Here is an 18,471-nt window from a genome sequence, read left to right on the forward strand (position 1 = left end):
GTGGGTACAGATGTATTAAAATATTCTCGTAACGATTTCTCCGTTATCTGATAAATAAATTAACGTTGATACAGCTGGACGATTTCTTCGGATAATTCACGGGCCAGTAATGACGTCATTAAATGATCCTGGGCATGAACCATAATTAATGTCATCGGCTGGCGGGCTTCGCCGGCATCCTGCTCAATCAGTTTTGTCTGCATATGGTGCGCCTGGCGCGAATAGCCGTCGGCTTCGCGCAGCAGGCTTTTGGCTTCGTCGATGTTGCCCGCGCGCGCCGCGCGCAGGGCTTCAAAGCACAGGCTGCGGGACTGCCCGGCATTGACGATAATTTCCATTACCGCTTCTTCTAATTCGATCATGTTAAAGACTCTTCGTTAAAACCATTGTTGGCTGAGGTGGCGGCAAACCATTCCCCGCTTTTTTTGACAGTGCGCGTCTGGGTTTTCAGATCCAGCTGGACAAAACCGTAGCGATTTTTATAGCCGTTACACCAGGACCAGTTATCAATAAAGGTCCACATGTGATAACCAAGGCAATTACAGCCTTCGCTGATCCCTTTATGCAGCCACTTCAAATGCCCGGATACAAATTCAATGCGATAATCGTCATTAATTTTGCCGTCTTCTACAAAGCGCTGTTCATTTTCCACGCCCATACCGTTTTCAGAAATAAAGCAGCGCGGGTTGCCATAATTGACGCGTAAATTGGTGAGGATGTCATAAATACCCGGCTCGTAAATTTCCCAGCCGCGATACGGATTCATTTTCCGCCCTGGCATCTCGTAATAATCAAACAACCACTCCGGCATAAACGGCGACTGAGGATTAACGGCGTTTTCACGGCATTTCACCCGGCGCGGCTGATAGTAGTTAATGCCCAGCAGGTCGATTTTTCCTTCGGCGATCAGCGCGCCATCTTCCGGCGTGCAGGCGGGCAGCTGATCGTACTCTTTCAGCAGCGACACCAGATCGGGCGGATATTCGCCTTTCAGCACCGGGTCGAGGAAGCTGCGGTTAAACAGCAGATCCGCATGGTGCGCGGCGGTGACATCCGCCGGATGCTGCGAGCGCGGATACGACGGCGTCAGGTTCAGCACGATACCAATTTCCCCGGCGTAGTGCCCGGTGCGGAATGCGCGCACCGCCGACGCATGGGCCAGCACAGTGTGATAGGCCACGGTGGCTGCGCGTTTGAAATCCACCACGTTCGGGTAATGGAAGTCATACAGATAGCCGCCTTCCACCGGCACAATCGGCTCGTTGAAGGTAAACCAGTGCATCACGCGATCGCCGAACAGCTCAAAGCAGACCTGCGCATAACGGCTGAAAGCCTCCACCACCTCGCGGTTTTCCCAGCCGCCTTTCTCCTGCATCACCATCGGCATATCGAAGTGGAACAGGGTGATAAAGGGCGCAATGCCCTGCGCCAGCAGCTCGTCGATGACGTTGTTGTAAAACGCCACCGCCTGCGGATTCACCTCGCCGGTTCCGTCCGGGATCAGCCGTGACCAGCTGATCGAGGTGCGGAAACTGTTGTGATTCAGCTGTTTCATCAGCGCGATATCTTCGCGCCAGTGCTGGTAAAACGTCGAGGTATCCGCAGGGCCTACCTGCTGATGAAAGCGCCACGGCTGGCTGGCGTACCAGTGATCCCATGTCGTTGCGCTTTTACCGCCGTGCTGGCTTTCCCCTTCGGTTTGCAGCGCCGAACTCGCGCTACCCCACCAGAAATGCGCGGGAAATGCGTATTTCATCTCAACCTTCTCCTTATTCATTACTGGCTGACCGTTTCCGCCAGCGGGCTGGTGGTCTGCGCTTTCTGCTCTTCGGTTTTCATCAGCGAGCGCTCATAGGCACGCAGGAACGGCAGGTACATCAGCGCCGACAGCACCATACAGATGAGGCACATCACCACCGGACTCAGCGCCCAGTTGGCGGCCCAGGACGCGCCTATCGGTGCCGGTGTGGTCCACGGCGTCAGGGAGACGACCTGCGCCAGCCAGCCGAGACGGGTCGCGCCATACGCGAGGCAGGCGTTAACCATCGGCACGAAGACGAACGGGATGAACAGCATCGGGTTCATGATGATCGGCGCGCCGAACAGGATCGGTTCGTTGATATTAAAGAAGCTCGGCACGATGCCCATTTTGCCGATAGTCCGCAGGTGCGTCGCACGGCTGCGCAGCAGCAGGAACGCCAGCGGTAAGGTGGAGCCTACGCCGCCAATCAGCAGATAGTGATCCCAGAAGCCCTGCAGATACACGTGCGGCAGTGCAGCGCCCGCGGCCAGCGCGGCCTGGTTGGCAGAAAGGTTCGCCATCCAGAACGGGTTCATGATGCCGGTGACAATCAGCGAACCGTGGATACCGGCGAACCAGAAGATCTGGCACAGCAGCACCGACAGCAGAATGGCAGGCAGGGAATCCGACGCGGATACCAGCGGCTCCAGCAGGTGCATAATCGCCTGCGGCAGGATCATGCCGGTCTGCGCTTCAATAAACAGATTCAGCGGATGCAGGGTGGCGATCACCACCAGTACCGGGATGAGGATCTCAAACGAGCGCGCCACGCCGGTCGGCACTTCTTTCGGCAGACGGATGGTAATGTTGTTCTGTTTCAGCCAAGCATACATGCGGGTGGAGTAAATCGCGGTGATCAGCGCGGTAAAAATCCCCTGGCCGGACAGATACTGCGTAGAGATTTTGCCGTCCGCATAGGGTGCTGCGACCAGCAAAAACGCCATAAAGGCCAGCAGACCGGACATCACCGGATCGAGATTAAACTGCCGCCCGAGGCTGGCGCCGATGCCGACGGAGATAAAAAACGTCATCACGCCCATGCTCAGGTTAAACGGCAGCATCAGCTGTTCGCGGTAAGTCTGGGAAAAATCCAGCCAGCCACGGGCAAAGCTGTTGGTGGTATCGGCGGAGAACGGCGGGAAGATAAACACCAGCATAAACGAACCGATGATCATGAACGGCAGCGCGGCGGTAAAGCCATCACGAATGGCGATAACGTATTTCTGCTGACCCAGTTTGCCCGCCAGCGGGGTGATGGATTGTTCAATGACGGCAACCATTGACTGATATAACGAACTCATAGGAACACCTTTTTAGTGCGCCGCCTCGATGAGCGACAGAGCATAGTCCAGTACCTTATCACCGCGCTGCATACCGTAATCCATCGGGTTGATGGGCTGAACGGGTATGCCGCAGGTGGCAGCCTTTTCGGAGAGCGTATTTAACATGTATTTTACTTGTGGACCGAGCAACACCACCTGGTAGCGTGAGAACTGCGTATCAAATTCCGCCACGCCATAGGCATCAATCTCCACCGGCAAACCCCGGGTTTGCGCCTCTTCGACCATTTTTCTGACCAGCAGACTTGTGGACATGCCCGCGGAACAACACAGCATGATCTTGACCATCGACAACCATCCTCAAAATGTTAAAAGTTATTGCGGAGCTGATTGGATAACAAACGGAAACCGGTTTCCATTTTTTCGCGGATGAATTGTGAAGCCCGTCAATCTCTGTAATTTATAAGCGTTCTTTATTAGCGCTGCATCACAGATTTTGCGGCTATTCTGATAGCAGGAAAGTGCGTTTGGAAAATCGGTTTCCATGAAAAATGGAAAGCGGTTATACTGCAACTGGCGATATTATGAGCCATTGTACGATTTGGAATTTTTTGGCCCTCGCCGGGCCTCCCAGGGGATAAAGATGTCTACAATCAACGACGTATCACGTTTAGCTGGGGTGTCAAAAGCCACAGTTTCACGGGTGTTGAGTGGGTCGCGAGGGGTCAAGGAAGCCAGCCGCCTTGCGGTGTTAAAAGCGGTTGATGAACTGAATTACCGGCCAAACGTCATCGCCCAGTCTTTGCTGAGCCAGTCCACGGGCTGTATCGGCGTCATTTGCGCCCAGGATAACGTTAATCAAACCACCGGTTACCTGTACGCCCTTGAGAAACATCTCAGCCAGCATCAGAAACATCTGCTGCTGCGTTTTGCCAATAATAAAGCGGGCGTGATGAATGCGCTGGAGGAGCTGACCTGCGGCCTGTGCGATGACGTGCTGATCATTGGCGCACGTTTTCCGCTGGGCAACATTGATGAGAGCGTGATCCTCGTGGATTGCGCCGAGGCGGAATCTCCCAACAGCATTCAGTTTGACCACGCTTTCGCCGCCGAAACCGCCTGTAATTACCTGATAAGCCAGGGCCGACGCCAGATTGCCGTCATCCACCCGGATACCAGCGGCGCGGCGGATCAGGTTTTGCTGGGTTACAAACACGCGCTGGAAAACAATTTCCTGCCGTTTAATCGTAATCTGGTGTTTATGGATTCCACCAGTTCGTCCGTCGCCTTACAGGTCCTGCTTAACAACGCGACCACGCTGAACTTTAACGCGCTGCTGGTGGCCGACGAGCAGGAAGCGCAGCGGGTGATCAGTCAGCTTCAGGCGTTTAATAAATCGGTGCCGGGCGACATTATGGTATTCAGCCTTGCCGGTTCGCTGCAATTACCGGGCATTCCGAGCATTCCCGCTATCGAGTATTCGATGGACGCCATGGCTGCCCGTATTGTCAGCTGGCTTACCGAAAAAACGCAAAGCGTACTGGGTGCCTGCGTACTGCGCGGCGATTTAATTATCCCGGATCGCAGAACGCGTTAATTCCTATCCCGGCGTAAACGCCGGGATGCTGCTCAAATAAAGGTAAAAATCTCGTCACGCGGCAGACGGGATTTTGGCAGGCTGGCGTTAAAATCTTCATCGCTTTTCACGCCCAGCGACACCAGCACCACGCTGGTTAAGCCTTTCTCACGCAGTCCCAGCGCCAGATCCAGCTCGCGGGAGTCAAAACCTTCCATTGGCGTGGCGTCGATGCCGAGCATCGCGGCACCCAGCAGCAGACCACCCAGCGCAAGATATACCTGTTTTTCCATCCACTGCGGCACATCGCGCAGTTCATAGCGATGCATATCCACGTAGCCACGGCGGCCTTTATCCTGCCCGGCTTTGGCTTCTTCGCTGGCGAAGCGGCCATCTTTCTGCTCCTGTTCCAGCACGTTCTGCAGATGCTCTTCCGTCAGATCGCTTTTCATGCACAGGGCGATCACGTGGGAAGCATTCAGCACTTTTGCTTCGTTATAGGAAAATGCACCGCCAGTGGATTTGGCGATCGCGGCGCGGCCTTCGGCGGTGGAGGCCACCACAAAATGCCACGGCTGGGAGTTCACCGACGACGGGCTGTTTTGCAGCACGTTCAGCAGGGTTTCAATATCGTTTTCCGGCAAAGTCTGGCCGGGTTCAAAAGCTTTAACGGTGTGGCGGCTCAGCACGGCATCATTAAGCGTCATGATTTTTTCCTTTCCAAAAAGTGAAACGTAACGGTTGTTCGCCTGAGAATAACGCCAAATCCGATGCAGAAAAACCTGTCCGGCGGTGCAGCACTTTCTCTTTAAAGATGAAAATCAGGTGCGCGCTGGCGAGTTTCTGGCAACAATGAAGGCCGTTTTTTCCTGTTCCGGAGAGCGTCATGATCCGCCTCGAAGATGTGACCTTGTTTGTGCGCGCCGCGGCGTTAGGCAGTTTTTCGAATGCCGCCCGTGAGGCGGATTTATTGCCGGGCCAGGTAAGCGCCGCCGTGCACCGGCTGGAGCGCGATCTGGATAAGCGGCTGTTCGTGCGCTCCACGCGCAGCCTGCGGCTGACGGCGGAAGGGGAAAAATACCTGCCGTTCGCCCAGGAGATGCTGGCGGTGGTGCAGGCGGGGCAGGAGAGTGTGCACAGCAGCGATGATGAACTCCAGGGCGAGCTGAAAGTCGCCGTGCCGTCGGATATTGGCCGCAATGTGCTGCTGCCGCTGATCACCGATTTTTGCGCGCAGCATCCGAAAATCACCCTGCGGCTGTCGCTGTCCGATCAGATCAGCGATATTTTTCGCGATCCGGTGGATGTGGCGATCCGCTATGGCGTGCTGGATAACAGCAGCTACGTTGCGCTGCCGCTGGCGGAGAAAAACCGCCGTGTACTGGTGGCATCCCCCGACTATCTGGCCGCGCACGGGCGTCCGGCGACGCTCGGCGATGTAACTCATCATCACTGCCTGTTGTACACCATGAACAGCCATGTCCACGATAAATGGACGTTTGAGGAAAACGGCATGCGCCGCCAGATCACGGTGAAAAGCCGGATGCTGTGCGATGACGCTGACGTCGCCCGCCGCTGGGCGATTGCCGGAATGGGCATCGTTTATAAATCCTGGATAGACGTCAGCGCCGATGTCGCCGCCGGCAGGCTGGAAGTGCTGTTGCCGCACATTGCCGGCGAGGCGGCACCGCTTAATCTCATCTGCCCGCACCGTAAGCAATTTTCCCCGGCGATCCGCCAGCTGCACGGCATGTTGCGCGCGCAGATGACGGCGATCGCAGACCGACTGGCCGCCCCGCGTTAACGCTGTTGCAGCGGGCGGCAGATCGCCAGCATGGCGATGGCGCTGCAAAGCGGCACGGCGGCGAGCAGCAGCCAGGGCATAATCGCCTGCGGGGAGGGCGTCAGCGCGTGGTCGAGCTGCCCGCCGAGCAGAAAATTACCCGCCAGCACCGCCACGCCGCCCATCGAGGCAAGCGCGCCGTAATGCGCGCCGAGGTTATGTTCTCCGGCGAAACGCGGCACCAAATCCATGCCCACCGGCACAATGATCATCTGCCCGAGCGTTAACAGCGTCACCATGCAAATGGCGGGGATCAGCCGCTGCCAGTTATCGGGCGGCACGTCAGCGGCAAAAAACGCCACGCTGGCGAACGACGCGCTTAACAGCCCGAAGCCGAGCGGCAGCGTGCGCAACGGGCCGAGGCGACGGGCAAAACGCGCCAGCGGCAGTTGCAGGCAGACGATGAGCAGCGAGGCGAGCATAAACAGCGGGCCGAGATCGGTTTCCCGGCTGCCGGAGCGGCGCAGTTCCACCGGCAGCGCCAGATAGAGCTGGTTATAGCTGAACAGATAGGCGCTGTAGGCGATGATAAAAGCCACAAAACGCGGCTGGCGGAAAGTCTCCCACCAGGGGGTGATCTTCAGTTCGCTGGTCCTGCGCGGCGTGGCGGGCAGGCTGAAAAACAGCACCACCAGCGCGACGATAAACACTCCCGCTCCGGCCAGCGCCACGCGCTGAAAACCAAATCCCGCCAGCAGCGCGCCGAGCACCGGCCCCAGCACCGCGCCCAGTTCCCCGCAGATGGCAAAAAGCGCGAACCACTCCTGGCGGCTGCGCTTGCCGTCGGCTTCGCTCTGCGTCCCGGCCTTCGCCAGCAGCGCTTCGATGGCAGGGGAGAACAGCGCCCCGCCGACGCCCGTCAGACAGGCGCCCAGTACCACCGGCCAGAACGACTCCCCCAGCGCCAGCAGCAGATAGCCGCTCACCCGCACCAGACAGCCGCTGAGGATCACCACCCGCGCGCCGAAGCGGTCCGCCAGCGCGCCGCCCACCAGAAACATTCCCTGTTGCGAGAAAGTGCGCAAACCGATGATCAGCCCGATCACCCATCCCGACAGCAGCAGGTCGTCGCGCAGGTAAATCGCCAGAAAAGGCACGACGGCATAGAAGCCAATATTGAAGACCAGCTGGCAGCCGGAAAGCAGATAAGGGGAGGTGCGTTTTGTTGCGTCTGTCGAAGTCGAAAACATGCCATAACCGAAGTTGAGTGATGAAAATTGACAATATATTTTGCGATGGGTATAAGTCCACCACTTAAGAATGATTTGCATTTACCTGCGCGTAGCCACCGATCCTCTGGAGTAAGACGAATGCCGGTTTTAAAGAAAACGCTTTTAGCTTTAGGAATACTTTTCCTGAGTACGGCATCCGCCCTGGCGACGCATTATCCGTTAACCATTGATAACTGTGGCACGAAAGTCACCTTCGACAAAGCGCCGGAGCGCGTGGTGGCGCTGGGGCAGAACTCCGCAGAAATCATGCTGATGCTCGGTTTGCAGGACAAAATGGCCGCCAGCGCTTTCTGGCCGACAAAAGTCTTACCGGAACTCGCGAAGCAGAATGAAAAAGTCAAAGTGCTGACCGTGGAGATCCCGACGCTGGAGTCCATTCTTGCACAGGAGCCGGATTTTGTGGCGGCCCAATTGCCGTTGCTGCTCGGGCCGGACAGTAAAGTCGCTAAACGCGAAGATTTTGCCGCCGTGGGCGTAAACAGCTATTTATCGCCGGGCGTCTGCACCACCACCAAAAACACCGGCGACATCTACGGCAGTCGCAAACAGATGTGGGACATGACCCAGCTGTACAAAGAAATTAACGACCTGGCGGCGATTTTCGACGTGCAGGATCGCGGTGATGCGCTGGTGGCGAGCTTCAAAAAGCGTGAAGCCGATCTGCGAGAGAGATTCCATAAGGGCAATAAAGATCTGTCGTTCGTCTTCTGGTTCTCCAGCGCCTCGCCGTCAGCCGATGCGCACATGAGCGGCAAGAACAGCGCTTCCGGCTTTATCGCGAATATGCTGGGCGGTCACATTGCACTTGATACCGATGCCGAATGGCCGACGGTGAGCTGGGAAAGCGTGATCAGCGCCAACCCGGACGTGATTGTCGTCGCCAGCCTCGACCGTAATCGCTGGGTGTTGGATCGCGCGGAAGAAAAAATTAAATTCCTGAAAACCGATCCGGCGGTCAGCCAGCTGGATGCGGTGAAAAAAGGCCATATCGTGGTGATGGATGGTCAGGCGATGAACCCGACCGTGCGCACGATTTATGGCGCGGAGCAGGTGGCGGCGCAATTAGAGAAGCTGGGTCTGAACTGATGTCTGTGGCGTCCCGCTCGGTAGTTGAAAATATGCGTTCCGTGGTGTTGCTGCTGGGTGCGGTGCTGGTGCTTGGCATCACCATCGCCTTCAGCGTCGGGGTGGGCGAGCTGTCGATCCCGTTAAAAACCACGTTTTTCGCCATCACCAATAAGCTCGGTCTGACCGGCGTAACCTTAAACCGCATCCATGAGACGGTGATCTGGGATTTTCGTCTCAGCCGGGCGCTGGTTGCCGCCTGTAGCGGCGCGGGGCTGGCTATCTGCGGCGCGGTGCTGCAAAGCCTGCTGAAAAACGCGCTGGCGGAGCCGTACGTGCTGGGCGTGTCAGCCGGTGCCTCCACCGGTGCGGTGGCCGTGGTGGTGCTGGGCGTGGGCGCAGGGGCGGTATCGCTCTCCGCCGGGGCCTTTATCGGCGCTTTCGCCGCCTTCCTGTTCGTCGCGCTGCTGACCAACGGCGCGCGGGGCGGCAATGAACGCACCATTCTTGCCGGTGTGGCGGCGTCGCAACTCTTCAACGCCCTGACCGCCTACACCATCAGCACCTCTGCCAATGCGCAGCAGGCGCGCGATGTGATGTTCTGGCTGCTCGGCAGCTTCAGCGGCGTGCGCTGGCCGGAGTTTCAGCTGGTGCTGATGGTTGTGGTGATTGGCCTTGCGGTGTGTCTGTACCACGCGAAAGCGCTCGACGCCTTTACCTTCGGGGATGACGCGGCGGCATCGCTGGGTATTCCCGTCGGCGTGATCCGCCTGATCCTGTTTTCCGTCACGGCGCTGATGACCGCCGCCATCGTCAGCATGGCTGGCTCCATCGGCTTCGTCGGCCTGGTGGTGCCCCATATGATGCGCTACTTCTTCGGTCCGCTGCACCGCAAACTGCTGGTGGCGTCGGCGCTGATGGGCGCGATTTTGATGGTGCTGGCAGATATCGCTTCCCGCACGGTGATCGCCCCGCAAAGCCTGCCGGTCGGCGTGGTGACGGCGCTGGTTGGCGTGCCGTTCTTTGCCGTTATTCTTTATCGCTCAGGGAAATTTTCATGAGTATCAGTGCCGAAAATCTGTCCTGGCGTATCGGAAAAAAAGTCATTGTTAATGATGTGTCGCTCAGCGTGCCCAAAGGCCAGACCATGGGGCTGCTGGGGCCGAACGGCTCCGGGAAATCCTCTTTGTTGCGTATTCTGGCGGGACTGCGTCGGCCCGACGCGGGCCGGGTGATGCTGGACGGCGGCGATGTGCGCGAGGTCGGCAAAAAAGCGCTGGCGAAGCGCGTGGCCTTTGTGGAGCAACATGCGGCGACAGACTCCAACATTAAGGTGATCGATGTGGTGAAGCTGGGGCGCATTCCACACCATTCACCGCTGTCGCCGTGGACGCATGCGGATGACGAGATTGTCACCGCCGCGCTGGCGCGCGTGGAGATGCTCGACCGCCAGCAGCAGGGCTGGCAGAGCTTGTCCGGCGGCGAGCGTCAGCGGGTACACATTGCCCGCGCGCTGGCGCAGTCACCCTCGGAGATCCTGCTCGACGAGCCGACAAACCATCTGGATATTCACCACCAGATGCAGCTGATGCGACTGATCAGCGCGCTGCCGGTCACCAGTATTGTGGCGATCCACGATCTGAATCATGCGGCCATGTTCTGCGATTCGCTGGTGGTGATGCAGAACGGCGGCATAGTGGCGCGCGGTACGCCGGACGACGTGCTGACCGAGGAGATGCTGCGCGAGGTGTTTCACGTTGAAGCCAGAATTGAAATTTCCCGCTACAACGGCAAAAAGCATATTCACTTTTTGTAGGGGGATGCGGTGCAGCGCCGGGAGCCGGGCTGCGCCGCCTGGCCGGTTAGCCCTTCCAGCGCGACTGACGGATCACGCTGCAAAAATTCAGCGGTGAAAACGCCGGTTCTTTATCCTGAATAACATCCGCTTTCACATTGCCGAACGTGGTCTGCTTTTTATGCTTAATACCGTCATAAAAGGCCTGAATAATCTCTTCTTTAAACGCCGCCGGACGCGGGTGCAGATCCGTCACCACGCTGATTTCCGCATCGCTGAAGTTGTCATAGCCAATTCCCAGCACGTCCATTTCAACTCCTGCCGTCACCAGTGCGATTTCCGGCGCCATAAATTCCGGGATGCCCGGCGTAGTGTGCAGCGCAATGGCCGTCCATACCTTATCGATATCGGCAGGTTTTACGCCAAAGCCTTCCAGAAACGCCCGCGCCGCGTTTGCGCCATCGACTTCGAAACGCTTGTCGCAACTGCAATGTTCATGCGTCAGGCCAATGTCATGAAACATACAGCCAACATAAAGTAATTCCTGATCGACCGTCAGCCCGCGCTGCTGACCCGCCAGCGCCGCCCAGTAGTAAACCCGGCTGGAATGATGGAACAGCAGGTCCGATTCCGTATCACGAATGAAGGTTGTCGCCTCGCGCGCCATTTTGCTGTCGGGAACGCGGATCCCGGTGATGTTCATACTCATCTTTCTCTCCTGTGGGTTGTCTTTGTCCAGAATAAGACGCATCATTCATATCTTAAAGCGTGGTTTAAAGACGTTTAAGGACATACTGACCTTTTACGACACGGGGATCGCAATGCGTTATGAAATAGCCATTCTGGCGGTGCCAGGCGTGCAACTGCTGGATGTGTGCGGGCCGCTGGATGTGTTCGCGGAAGCCAACCGGTTGATGAAGCGCCAGGTGTACAGCCACAAGGTGATCTCGGTAGCGGCGCCGGAAGTGCTGGCATCTTCCGGGGTGCGGCTCGCCGCTGACCTTATGCTGGCGAACAGTACAGACTATGCGCCGCACACGTTTCTGGTGGCGGGTGCCCCTGATATCGACCGTTTTGTGCCGGATGAGACGGCAACGGCGCAGATCGCCGGGCTGTGTCAGCGCAGCCAGCGTTTTGGCTCAGTGTGCAGCGGTGCGCTGCTGCTGGCCCGCACTGGATTGCTGGAAGGCAAACGGGTGACGACGCACTGGGCCTGCGCTGCACGGCTGGCGGCGTTATATCCTGGCGTCACCGTTACTGCCGATTCCCTGGTTGTAAAAGATGATCGGGTGCGCACGGCGGCAGGCGTAACGTCGGGTTTGGATCTGGCGCTGCGGCTGGTGGAGGAGGATTTAGGCCGGGAGATCGCCCAGGACGTGGCGGCGCAGCTGGTGATGTTCTTCCGCCGCCCGGTGAATCAGACACATTTTATACGCGGCAACGGCGTCTCCCTCGACGGGCGCACGGCGTTTCAGGAATTACAGCGCTGGACGATCACGCACATTGAGACGGTGAAAACGGTATCGATGATGGCGTCGCATCTGCACATCAGTGAGCGGCATCTGTCGCGTCTGTTCCGGCAGGAACTGGGTATTACCCCGAAACAGTGGCTGGAACGCGAGCGCGTGGCAAAGGTCCGTCAGTTGCTGGAGCAGAAAAAGCTACCGGCAAAAACTCTCGCCGCTATGAGCGGCTTTTCCGGTGCCGACGTGATGCGCCGGGTGTTTTGCCGCGTCACAGGCATCACCCCTGCGGCGTATAGCCGGTTCATGGTGAAGGGGTGAGGTGGGGAAGATTCGTAAATACAAGGAACGGGCAGGATAAACAATGGTACATATTCACGGTCGGCATTTGTTCGTTTGAAGTTACTTATGCATCATGCTGATATTGAGAAGTAATTTTAACGATCTTCCTTTGTATGCCATAAATCCAGAATAAAAATATTTTTCCCTTTTACTTCATAGTGGATTTCATAATCGTCAAATAATACCTTTCGAACCTCTCGCGGTGCGTAGCGTGTTTGCCGTATGCCGATAGCCGGATGAACCGTTAAATCGGAAGTAGCCATTATTAAACGATCTAACACACTATTCGCATGCTGACGGCTATATTGGAGGGCGAAGCGATAGATCCGCTCTAAATCTCCCTGAGCTTTAATCGTCCATGAAATTTCCATTTAATTTTATTTCTTTAGCTGCTCAGCAAAATGCATAATTTCTTTCTGGCTAACAACCCGGCCAGCATCCACATCAGCAAGACCAGCCTCAATCTGTTGATGTCGGCGTTCTCTTTCGGCCAGCATAGACGTCAGCGCTTCTTTGACAATCCAGCTTTTTGAGCGGTTCAGCTCAACCGCCAGATCTTCAACCGCAGCAGCTAGCTCTGACGGGATCTGTGCGCGAATGGTCTGTTTCGCAGAGGAATCCATTGATGCAACCTCATTTAATAACATTTGATAACTCCTTTTAAGTTTAGCATGGCGGTGTTCATAAAAGCATCAGCGAAGCCAGCGGGACAGGTATTGATGCATTATGCGATAACGGTATCGGGTGAAAAGCGCTGGCGTGTAAATCGTGAAGGCTTCTCGCAAAATGAAATTAAGTTGTGGGTGCCACAGATTTGAGCCAGACACCTATCATGCCGGATCATCCAAGAGTTAATCCGGCACGAAGTGACATTAATTGAGCGCTGCCAGCGTCGATTCGATCCTATTTATCCTCTGCTGCGCCGCTTTCAGTTCATCCTGAAGCCGCTGCTCCTGCTCGTTGTAAGCCATCAGCACAATGCATCCGTTCATCACTTTTACCGTGATCTGTTGTCCGGTATCGAATCCCGCTTCCCGTAACCATTTCCCTTTCAGGATCAGGTTCGGCGTGCTTTTATCCCGGCCACGCGGGCGATAGCCCACGATCACGGAACGCTCGCTTTTTTTAATCTCTGACTCTGGGGTAGAATGCGGATCAGCCATAATCAACTCCTTGATAGTTGGTGAGGTTAGACGCTCCGGCTGTGTTACCGCACATCGGAGCGTTGTTTAATTCCTGCGTGTATGTGGTAGGTACCACATACGTATAAACTAACCGAAATGGTACCTACCATGCAAGAAAAAAAGAAACCAACCTTTGACCGCACCAAAAGCACGATGAAGAACATTCGTTTTGAAGATGAGCTTCTGGAACAGATTGAGAAAGCGGCGGGAAAAGGGAATTTTAGTAAGTGGGTGAAAGATGCCTGCAAGATGCGATTGCAGAAAAACTAATCCGCCAGCTATGCAGGAAGGCTGCAGTGAAGCCTATTGACCTACCTGACGACTGCCTTCCTGCTGAACTTGTAAGTAAGACTTACAGGTTGCATTTTGTTCAAGTTCGCCTTCTTCGTAGATCCCTTTGATGTGATGCGTAACGGCCTGCGGGGTAATCTGATAAAGATTTGCGATAGTTGCCTGAGGGAGCCATAGCGTCTCCTGTTCAAAGCGACATTCCACGCGCACTTCGCCGTCATCACTGGCAAACATAATAAACTCGCCTGCCGGAGCCTGGCCTGAAAGTTCCTCTGTCATGCTGCCTCCTTTAACGCTGGACGAAAATTATCTGGGACCTATCAGAATGTTAAGCATTCACGACGTTACCATGAATGCCATAAACACGGTTATCAACATAGTATGTGAAAACAAACAGGAGTAAAAAAACAGAAATGAAACGTGGGGGTAGTTCGCAAAATTTGCGTTAAGTTGGAGAACATTGCAGAGGATTCACGCCACAAGTGGCGGAAGATCACAGGAGTCGAACCTGCCCGGCACCGCTGGCGGCACCAACTGGATTTGAAGTCCAGCCGCCTCACCGGAGACGACGATCTTCCCAGCCTTCATTGCTACATGGAGGCGGGGCGCATTATAGCCACTTTCCTGCTGTAACCACATACCCCGTCACACTTTTTTATCAGATCTGCGTCAAACCTTCGTCTGGTTTTGGTTAAAACCCTATTAAATCCATTGCTTATCCTCCTGCCTCATTTTCAGCTACCCCGATCACATAAAACAAGAATCGTAATCTGATAACCAGAAAACGGAATACCCGCTTCCGGAACGATGGTTTAAAACGTCTGCAACCGGTATCGGCGTACTTCCGAGCAAAAGGATGAAAGATGAAGAGTCAGATTATTTCTGTGAAGGAGAAGATTGGCTACGGCATGGGTGACGCCGCCAGCCATATCATCTTTGATAACGTGATGATGTACATGATGTTTTTCTATACGGATATTTTCGGCATCCCCGCCGGGTTTGTCGGCACCATGTTCTTACTGGCCCGGGCGCTGGATGCGATTTCCGACCCCTGCATGGGGCTTATCGCCGACCGTACGCGCAGCCGCTGGGGTAAATTCCGCCCGTGGATGATGTTTGGCGCGCTGCCCTTCGGCATCGTCTGTGTACTCACCTACAGCACGCCCGATCTGAGCATGAACGGCAAAATGATTTACGCCGCTGTCACCTACACGCTGCTGACCCTGCTCTATACCGTGGTGAATATCCCGTACTGCGCGCTGGGCGGCGTGATCACCAACGACCCGGCGCAGCGTATCTCCCTGCAATCCTGGCGCTTCGTGCTGGCGACGGCGGGCGGTATGCTCTCTACCGTGCTGATGATGCCGCTGGTGAACCTGATTGGCGGGGAAGACAAAGCGCTGGGCTATCAGGGCGGCATTGCCGTACTGTCGGTGGTGGCGTTCCTGATGCTGACCTTCTGCTTCTTTACCACCAAAGAGCGTATCCAGGTGCCGCCGAACACCACGCCGATGCGTGAAGATCTGCGCGACATCTGGAATAACGACCAGTGGCGCATCGTCGGCCTGCTGACCATCCTCAACATCCTGGCGGTCTGCGTGCGCGGCGGCGCGATGATGTACTACGTCACCTGGATCCTCGGCACGCCGGAAGTGTTCGTCGCCTTCCTCACCACTTACTGCGTCGGAAACCTGATCGGTAGCGCGCTGGCGAAGCCGCTTACCGACTGGAAATGCAAGGTCAGCATCTTCTGGTGGACCAACGCCCTGCTGACGGTTTTCAGCGTGGCGATGTTCTTTGTGCCGGTCAGCGCCAGCCTCACCATGTTTGCCTTCATCTTTATCATCGGCGTGCTGCATCAGCTGGTGACGCCAATCCAGTGGGTGATGATGTCCGATACCGTCGATTACGGCGAATGGTGTAACGGCAAGCGCCTGACCGGTATCAGCTTCGCGGGCACGCTCTTTGTGCTGAAACTGGGTCTGGCGATTGGCGGCGCGCTCATCGGCTGGGCGCTGGCGGGCGGTGGCTATGACGCGGCGGCCAAAACCCAGAACAGCACCACCATCACCATTATTATCGCGCTGTTCACTCTCGTCCCGGCGGCCTGTTATTTCCTCAGCGCGATCATCGCGAAACGCTACTACACCCTGAAAACGCCGTTCCTTGTGAAAATACTGGAGCAGCTGGCGCAGGGCACGCGTCGTAACGAACAGGCATTTAACGAGAAACCTGTTGCCAAAGAATTACCGCATTAAAAGGAGCCGATAATGAAAATCAGTGATGGAAACTGGCTTATTCAGCCCGGGCTGAACCTCATTCACCCAATCCAGGTGTTTGATGTGGAACAGCAGGGCAATGAGATGGTGGTGTACGCCGCACCGCGCGATGTGCGTGAACGGACCTGGCAGCTCGACACGCCGCTGTTTACGCTGCGCTTTTTCTCGCCGCAGGAAGGCGTGGTCGGCGTGCGTATGGAACACTTTCAGGGCGCGCTGAACAACGGCCCGCATTATCCGCTGAATGTGCAGGACGTGCCTGTCGAGATGCAGAATACGGCAGAGTTCGCCGAACTGAAAAGCGGCGCGTTAAGCGTGCGCGTCACCAAAGGCGACGGCTGGTCGCTGGATTTTCTGCGCAATGGCGTGCGCATCACCGGCAGCCAGGTGAAAAACAATGGCTACGTGCAGGACACCGCCAGCAACCGCAATTATCTGTTTGAGCGGCTGGACCTGGGCGTCGGCGAAACCGTGTATGGCCTCGGCGAGCGCTTTACCGCGCTGGTGCGCAACGGGCAGACGGTGGAGACCTGGAACCGCGACGGCGGCACCAGCACCGAACAGGCGTATAAAAATATTCCGTTCTACCTCACCAGTCGCGGGTATGGCGTGCTGGTGAATCATCCCGGGTGCGTGTCCTTTGAAATCGGTTCAGAAAAAGTCTCCAAAGTGCAGTTCAGCGTGGAGTCTGAATATCTGGAATATTTTGTGATCGACGGGCCGACGCCAAAAGAGGTGCTGAACCGCTATACGCAGCTGACCGGTCGCCCGGCGCTGCCGCCGGCGTGGTCCTTCGGCCTGTGGCTCACCACCTCGTTCACCACTAACTACGACGAGGCCACGGTGAACAGCTTTATCGACGGCATGGCAGAGCGCGATCTGCCGCTGCACGTGTTCCATTTTGACTGCTTCTGGATGAAAGCCTTCCAGTGGTGCGATTTTCAGTGGGATCCGGTGACCTTCCCGGATCCGGAGGGCATGATCAAACGCCTGAAGGCGAAAGGGCTGAAAATCTGCGTCTGGATCAACCCGTACATCGGCCAGAAATCACCGGTATTTAACGAGCTGAAAGAGAAAGGCTATCTGCTGAAACGCCCGGACGGCTCGCTGTGGCAGTGGGATAAATGGCAGCCGGGGCTGGCTATCTATGATTTTACGAATCCGGAAGCCTGCCGGTGGTATGCGGAGCAGCTGAAAGGGCTGGTGGGCATCGGCGTCGACTGCTTCAAAACCGATTTCGGCGAGCGCATTCCGACGGACGTGGCCTGGCATGACGGCTCCTGCCCGCAGAAGATGCATAACCATTACGCCTATATCTACAACGAACTGGTGTGGAATGTGCTGAAAGAGACGGTGGGCGAGGAAGAAGCCGTGCTGTTCGCCCGCTCGGCGTCGGTGGGGGCGCAGAAATTCCCGGTGCACTGGGGCGGCGACTGCTACGCCAACTACGAATCCATGGCGGAAAGCCTGCGCGGCGGGCTGTCGATTGGCCTGTCCGGCTTTGGGTTCTGGAGCCACGATATTGGCGGCTTCGAAAACACCGCCCCGGCGCACGTCTATAAGCGCTGGTGCGCGTTCGGGCTGCTCTCCAGCCACAGCCGTCTGCATGGCAGCAAATCCTATCGCGTGCCCTGGGCGTATGATGAGGAGTCCTGCGACGTGGTGCGCCACTTCACGCAGCTGAAATGCCGCCTGATGCCGTATCTGTACCGCCAGGCCGCGCTGGCCCGTGACGCGGGCACGCCGATGATGCGCGCCATGATGCTGGAGTTCCCGGACGATCCGGCATGCGACTACCTCGACCGCCAGTATATGCTCGGCGATGCGGTGATGGTCGCGCCGGTCTTCTCGGAAGCGGGCGATGTGCAGTTTTATCTGCCGGAAGGCCGCTGGACGCACCTGTGGCGCAACGATGAGCTTACCGGCAGCCGCTGGCACAAACAGCAGCATGATTTCTTGGGCCTGCCGGTCTACGTGCGGGATAACACCCTGCTGGCGCTGGGAAATAATGATCGGAAGCCGGACTATGCGTGGAACGACGGCACGGCTTTTCAGCTGTTCAGCCTGGAAGATGGCCGTGAAGCCCGCTGCGAAGTCCCGGCGGAGGATGGCTCAGTGGCCTTCACGCTACAGGCGCGGCGGGAAGGGGATCGCATCACGCTCACCGGCACCGGTGATGCCCGCAACTGGACGCTGTGTTTGCGCAATATCCCGCAGGTGAGCGCCGTACAGGGCGGCTCACAGGCGGGCAGCGAGTGGGGGACAGTTATCACCGCGCAGGAGAATACGCTGGTGGTTACGCTCTGAGTGTTAACCCTCT

At 56.6% G+C, this 18,471-nt stretch carries 20 protein-coding genes, 1 tRNA gene and 1 pseudogene; 9 read left to right on the plus strand and 13 right to left on the minus strand.

What is annotated here, in order from left to right:
• Nucleotides 1–59: 59 nt before the first annotated feature.
• The 4 genes from ACQUTD_RS10110 to ACQUTD_RS10125 are packed head-to-tail and all read right to left on the minus strand — an operon-like array spanning nt 60 to nt 3,429.
• Complete coding sequence (locus tag ACQUTD_RS10110; protein WP_072570963.1) at nt 60–362, minus strand: PTS lactose/cellobiose transporter subunit IIA; 303 nt, start codon at nt 360–362, stop codon at nt 60–62.
• The gene (locus ACQUTD_RS10115) at nt 359–1,756 is read right to left on the minus strand and encodes a family 1 glycosylhydrolase (protein WP_473275397.1); all 1,398 of its coding nucleotides are present in this window, start codon (nt 1,754–1,756) and stop codon (nt 359–361) included. The genes ACQUTD_RS10110 and ACQUTD_RS10115 overlap by 4 nt, the downstream gene beginning before the upstream one ends.
• 20 nt (nt 1,757–1,776) lie before the next feature.
• Nucleotides 1,777–3,102: a PTS sugar transporter subunit IIC gene (locus ACQUTD_RS10120; RefSeq protein WP_318362519.1), complete on the minus strand. Its 1,326-nt coding sequence runs from the start codon at nt 3,100–3,102 to the stop codon at nt 1,777–1,779.
• A 12-nt stretch (nt 3,103–3,114) separates the two neighbouring features.
• Complete coding sequence (locus ACQUTD_RS10125; RefSeq protein ID WP_072570968.1) at nt 3,115–3,429, minus strand: PTS sugar transporter subunit IIB; 315 nt, start codon at nt 3,427–3,429, stop codon at nt 3,115–3,117.
• 295 nt (nt 3,430–3,724) lie between these two features.
• On the opposite strand from ACQUTD_RS10125, the gene ACQUTD_RS10130 reads away from it, so the two are divergent.
• Complete coding sequence (locus ACQUTD_RS10130; RefSeq protein WP_318362520.1) at nt 3,725–4,678, plus strand: LacI family DNA-binding transcriptional regulator; 954 nt, start codon at nt 3,725–3,727, stop codon at nt 4,676–4,678.
• 32 nt (nt 4,679–4,710) lie between these two features.
• On the opposite strand, the gene nfsB is transcribed toward ACQUTD_RS10130, so the two are convergent.
• Complete coding sequence (gene nfsB, locus ACQUTD_RS10135) at nt 4,711–5,364, minus strand: oxygen-insensitive NAD(P)H nitroreductase (RefSeq protein ID WP_473275393.1); 654 nt, start codon at nt 5,362–5,364, stop codon at nt 4,711–4,713.
• Nucleotides 5,354–5,545: a hypothetical protein gene (locus ACQUTD_RS10140; RefSeq protein WP_473275391.1), complete on the minus strand. Its 192-nt coding sequence runs from the start codon at nt 5,543–5,545 to the stop codon at nt 5,354–5,356. The genes nfsB and ACQUTD_RS10140 overlap by 11 nt, the downstream gene beginning before the upstream one ends.
• Here ACQUTD_RS10140 and ACQUTD_RS10145 point away from each other — a divergent pair.
• Nucleotides 5,544–6,461, plus strand: a complete 918-nt coding sequence (locus tag ACQUTD_RS10145; RefSeq protein WP_473275388.1) for a LysR substrate-binding domain-containing protein — start codon at nt 5,544–5,546, stop codon at nt 6,459–6,461. The genes ACQUTD_RS10140 and ACQUTD_RS10145 overlap by 2 nt on opposite strands.
• Here ACQUTD_RS10145 and ACQUTD_RS10150 read toward each other — a convergent pair.
• On the minus strand, nt 6,458–7,690 hold the full coding sequence (locus tag ACQUTD_RS10150) for an MFS transporter (protein ID WP_473275385.1): 1,233 nt from the start codon (nt 7,688–7,690) through the stop codon (nt 6,458–6,460). The genes ACQUTD_RS10145 and ACQUTD_RS10150 overlap by 4 nt on opposite strands.
• A gap of 120 nt (nt 7,691–7,810) precedes the next feature.
• Here ACQUTD_RS10150 and eitA point away from each other — a divergent pair, with 120 nt between their 5' ends.
• The 3 genes from eitA to eitC are packed head-to-tail and all read left to right on the plus strand — an operon-like array spanning nt 7,811 to nt 10,613.
• Nucleotides 7,811–8,818, plus strand: a complete 1,008-nt coding sequence (gene eitA / locus ACQUTD_RS10155) for a siderophore ABC transporter substrate-binding protein EitA (RefSeq protein WP_473275382.1) — start codon at nt 7,811–7,813, stop codon at nt 8,816–8,818.
• On the plus strand, nt 8,818–9,858 hold the full coding sequence (locus ACQUTD_RS10160; RefSeq protein ID WP_473275380.1) for an iron chelate uptake ABC transporter family permease subunit: 1,041 nt from the start codon (nt 8,818–8,820) through the stop codon (nt 9,856–9,858). Before eitA ends, ACQUTD_RS10160 begins: the two co-directional genes overlap by 1 nt.
• Nucleotides 9,855–10,613: a siderophore ABC transporter ATP-binding protein EitC gene (gene eitC, locus ACQUTD_RS10165; RefSeq protein ID WP_473275377.1), complete on the plus strand. Its 759-nt coding sequence runs from the start codon at nt 9,855–9,857 to the stop codon at nt 10,611–10,613. Before ACQUTD_RS10160 ends, eitC begins: the two co-directional genes overlap by 4 nt.
• Before the next feature lie 46 nt (nt 10,614–10,659).
• On the opposite strand, the gene ACQUTD_RS10170 is transcribed toward eitC, so the two are convergent.
• Nucleotides 10,660–11,301, minus strand: coding sequence for an HD domain-containing protein (locus tag ACQUTD_RS10170; RefSeq protein WP_473275375.1), 642 nt, complete (start codon nt 11,299–11,301; stop codon nt 10,660–10,662).
• A gap of 112 nt (nt 11,302–11,413) precedes the next feature.
• Here ACQUTD_RS10170 and ACQUTD_RS10175 point away from each other — a divergent pair, with 112 nt between their 5' ends.
• On the plus strand, nt 11,414–12,376 hold the full coding sequence (locus tag ACQUTD_RS10175) for a helix-turn-helix domain-containing protein (RefSeq protein ID WP_473275373.1): 963 nt from the start codon (nt 11,414–11,416) through the stop codon (nt 12,374–12,376).
• Nucleotides 12,377–12,492: 116 nt separating this feature from the next.
• On the opposite strand, the gene ACQUTD_RS10180 is transcribed toward ACQUTD_RS10175, so the two are convergent.
• The 3 genes from ACQUTD_RS10180 to ACQUTD_RS10190 all read right to left on the minus strand — a co-directional run bounded on the left by ACQUTD_RS10180 (nt 12,493) and on the right by ACQUTD_RS10190 (nt 13,560).
• Nucleotides 12,493–12,768, minus strand: coding sequence for a type II toxin-antitoxin system RelE/ParE family toxin (locus ACQUTD_RS10180; protein WP_473275371.1), 276 nt, complete (start codon nt 12,766–12,768; stop codon nt 12,493–12,495).
• 6 nt (nt 12,769–12,774) lie between these two features.
• Nucleotides 12,775–13,020 (minus strand): ribbon-helix-helix protein, CopG family, encoded by a 246-nt coding sequence (locus ACQUTD_RS10185; RefSeq protein WP_473275550.1) that lies wholly within the window; start codon nt 13,018–13,020, stop codon nt 12,775–12,777.
• A gap of 249 nt (nt 13,021–13,269) precedes the next feature.
• A complete protein-coding gene (locus ACQUTD_RS10190) occupies nt 13,270–13,560 on the minus strand; it encodes a SymE family type I addiction module toxin (RefSeq protein ID WP_473275369.1) in 291 nt (96 codons plus the stop codon).
• A gap of 129 nt (nt 13,561–13,689) precedes the next feature.
• On the opposite strand from ACQUTD_RS10190, the gene ACQUTD_RS10195 reads away from it, so the two are divergent.
• Nucleotides 13,690–13,851, plus strand: a complete 162-nt coding sequence (locus tag ACQUTD_RS10195) for a YlcI/YnfO family protein (protein ID WP_072570986.1) — start codon at nt 13,690–13,692, stop codon at nt 13,849–13,851.
• Nucleotides 13,852–13,865: 14 nt separating this feature from the next.
• Here ACQUTD_RS10195 and ACQUTD_RS10200 read toward each other — a convergent pair.
• Both ACQUTD_RS10200 and ACQUTD_RS10205 read right to left on the minus strand, forming a co-directional pair.
• Nucleotides 13,866–14,151: pseudogene (locus ACQUTD_RS10200) on the minus strand (virulence RhuM family protein); the annotation flags it as partial.
• A 204-nt stretch (nt 14,152–14,355) separates the two neighbouring features.
• A tRNA-Sec gene (locus ACQUTD_RS10205) sits at nt 14,356–14,450 on the minus strand.
• Nucleotides 14,451–14,735: 285 nt separating this feature from the next.
• On the opposite strand from ACQUTD_RS10205, the gene ACQUTD_RS10210 reads away from it, so the two are divergent.
• Nucleotides 14,736–16,130: a glycoside-pentoside-hexuronide family transporter gene (locus tag ACQUTD_RS10210; RefSeq protein WP_473275367.1), complete on the plus strand. Its 1,395-nt coding sequence runs from the start codon at nt 14,736–14,738 to the stop codon at nt 16,128–16,130.
• A 12-nt stretch (nt 16,131–16,142) separates the two neighbouring features.
• Nucleotides 16,143–18,458 carry an alpha-xylosidase gene (gene yicI / locus ACQUTD_RS10215; RefSeq protein ID WP_473275365.1) on the plus strand — a complete coding sequence of 772 codons (2,316 nt, stop codon included), beginning with the start codon at nt 16,143–16,145 and terminating at the stop codon, nt 18,456–18,458.
• Nucleotides 18,459–18,471: the final 13 nt, after the last annotated feature.

The organism is Enterobacter sp. K510, from assembly GCF_055804875.1.

Bases quoted from the DNA above. Each gene is read 5' to 3' on its own strand.
- ACQUTD_RS10120 (WP_318362519.1), bottom strand. From the start codon at position 3,102: ATGAGTTCGTTATATCAGTCAATGGTTGCCGTCATTGAACAATCCATC.
- ACQUTD_RS10110 (WP_072570963.1), bottom strand. From the start codon at position 362: ATGATCGAATTAGAAGAAGCGGTAATGGAAATTATCGTCAATGCCGGG.
- ACQUTD_RS10125 (WP_072570968.1), bottom strand. From the start codon at position 3,429: ATGGTCAAGATCATGCTGTGTTGTTCCGCGGGCATGTCCACAAGTCTG.
- ACQUTD_RS10175 (WP_473275373.1), top strand. From the start codon at position 11,414: ATGCGTTATGAAATAGCCATTCTGGCGGTGCCAGGCGTGCAACTGCTG.
- eitA (WP_473275382.1), top strand. From the start codon at position 7,811: ATGCCGGTTTTAAAGAAAACGCTTTTAGCTTTAGGAATACTTTTCCTG.
- ACQUTD_RS10195 (WP_072570986.1), top strand. From the start codon at position 13,690: ATGCAAGAAAAAAAGAAACCAACCTTTGACCGCACCAAAAGCACGATG.
- ACQUTD_RS10180 (WP_473275371.1), bottom strand. From the start codon at position 12,768: ATGGAAATTTCATGGACGATTAAAGCTCAGGGAGATTTAGAGCGGATC.
- ACQUTD_RS10190 (WP_473275369.1), bottom strand. From the start codon at position 13,560: ATGGCTGATCCGCATTCTACCCCAGAGTCAGAGATTAAAAAAAGCGAG.
- yicI (WP_473275365.1), top strand. From the start codon at position 16,143: ATGAAAATCAGTGATGGAAACTGGCTTATTCAGCCCGGGCTGAACCTC.
- ACQUTD_RS10145 (WP_473275388.1), top strand. From the start codon at position 5,544: ATGATCCGCCTCGAAGATGTGACCTTGTTTGTGCGCGCCGCGGCGTTA.
- ACQUTD_RS10115 (WP_473275397.1), bottom strand. From the start codon at position 1,756: ATGAAATACGCATTTCCCGCGCATTTCTGGTGGGGTAGCGCGAGTTCG.
- ACQUTD_RS10185 (WP_473275550.1), bottom strand. From the start codon at position 13,020: ATGGATTCCTCTGCGAAACAGACCATTCGCGCACAGATCCCGTCAGAG.
- ACQUTD_RS10170 (WP_473275375.1), bottom strand. From the start codon at position 11,301: ATGAGTATGAACATCACCGGGATCCGCGTTCCCGACAGCAAAATGGCG.
- ACQUTD_RS10140 (WP_473275391.1), bottom strand. From the start codon at position 5,545: ATGACGCTCTCCGGAACAGGAAAAAACGGCCTTCATTGTTGCCAGAAA.
- ACQUTD_RS10150 (WP_473275385.1), bottom strand. From the start codon at position 7,690: ATGTTTTCGACTTCGACAGACGCAACAAAACGCACCTCCCCTTATCTG.
- ACQUTD_RS10210 (WP_473275367.1), top strand. From the start codon at position 14,736: ATGAAGAGTCAGATTATTTCTGTGAAGGAGAAGATTGGCTACGGCATG.
- eitC (WP_473275377.1), top strand. From the start codon at position 9,855: ATGAGTATCAGTGCCGAAAATCTGTCCTGGCGTATCGGAAAAAAAGTC.
- nfsB (WP_473275393.1), bottom strand. From the start codon at position 5,364: ATGACGCTTAATGATGCCGTGCTGAGCCGCCACACCGTTAAAGCTTTT.
- ACQUTD_RS10160 (WP_473275380.1), top strand. From the start codon at position 8,818: ATGTCTGTGGCGTCCCGCTCGGTAGTTGAAAATATGCGTTCCGTGGTG.
- ACQUTD_RS10130 (WP_318362520.1), top strand. From the start codon at position 3,725: ATGTCTACAATCAACGACGTATCACGTTTAGCTGGGGTGTCAAAAGCC.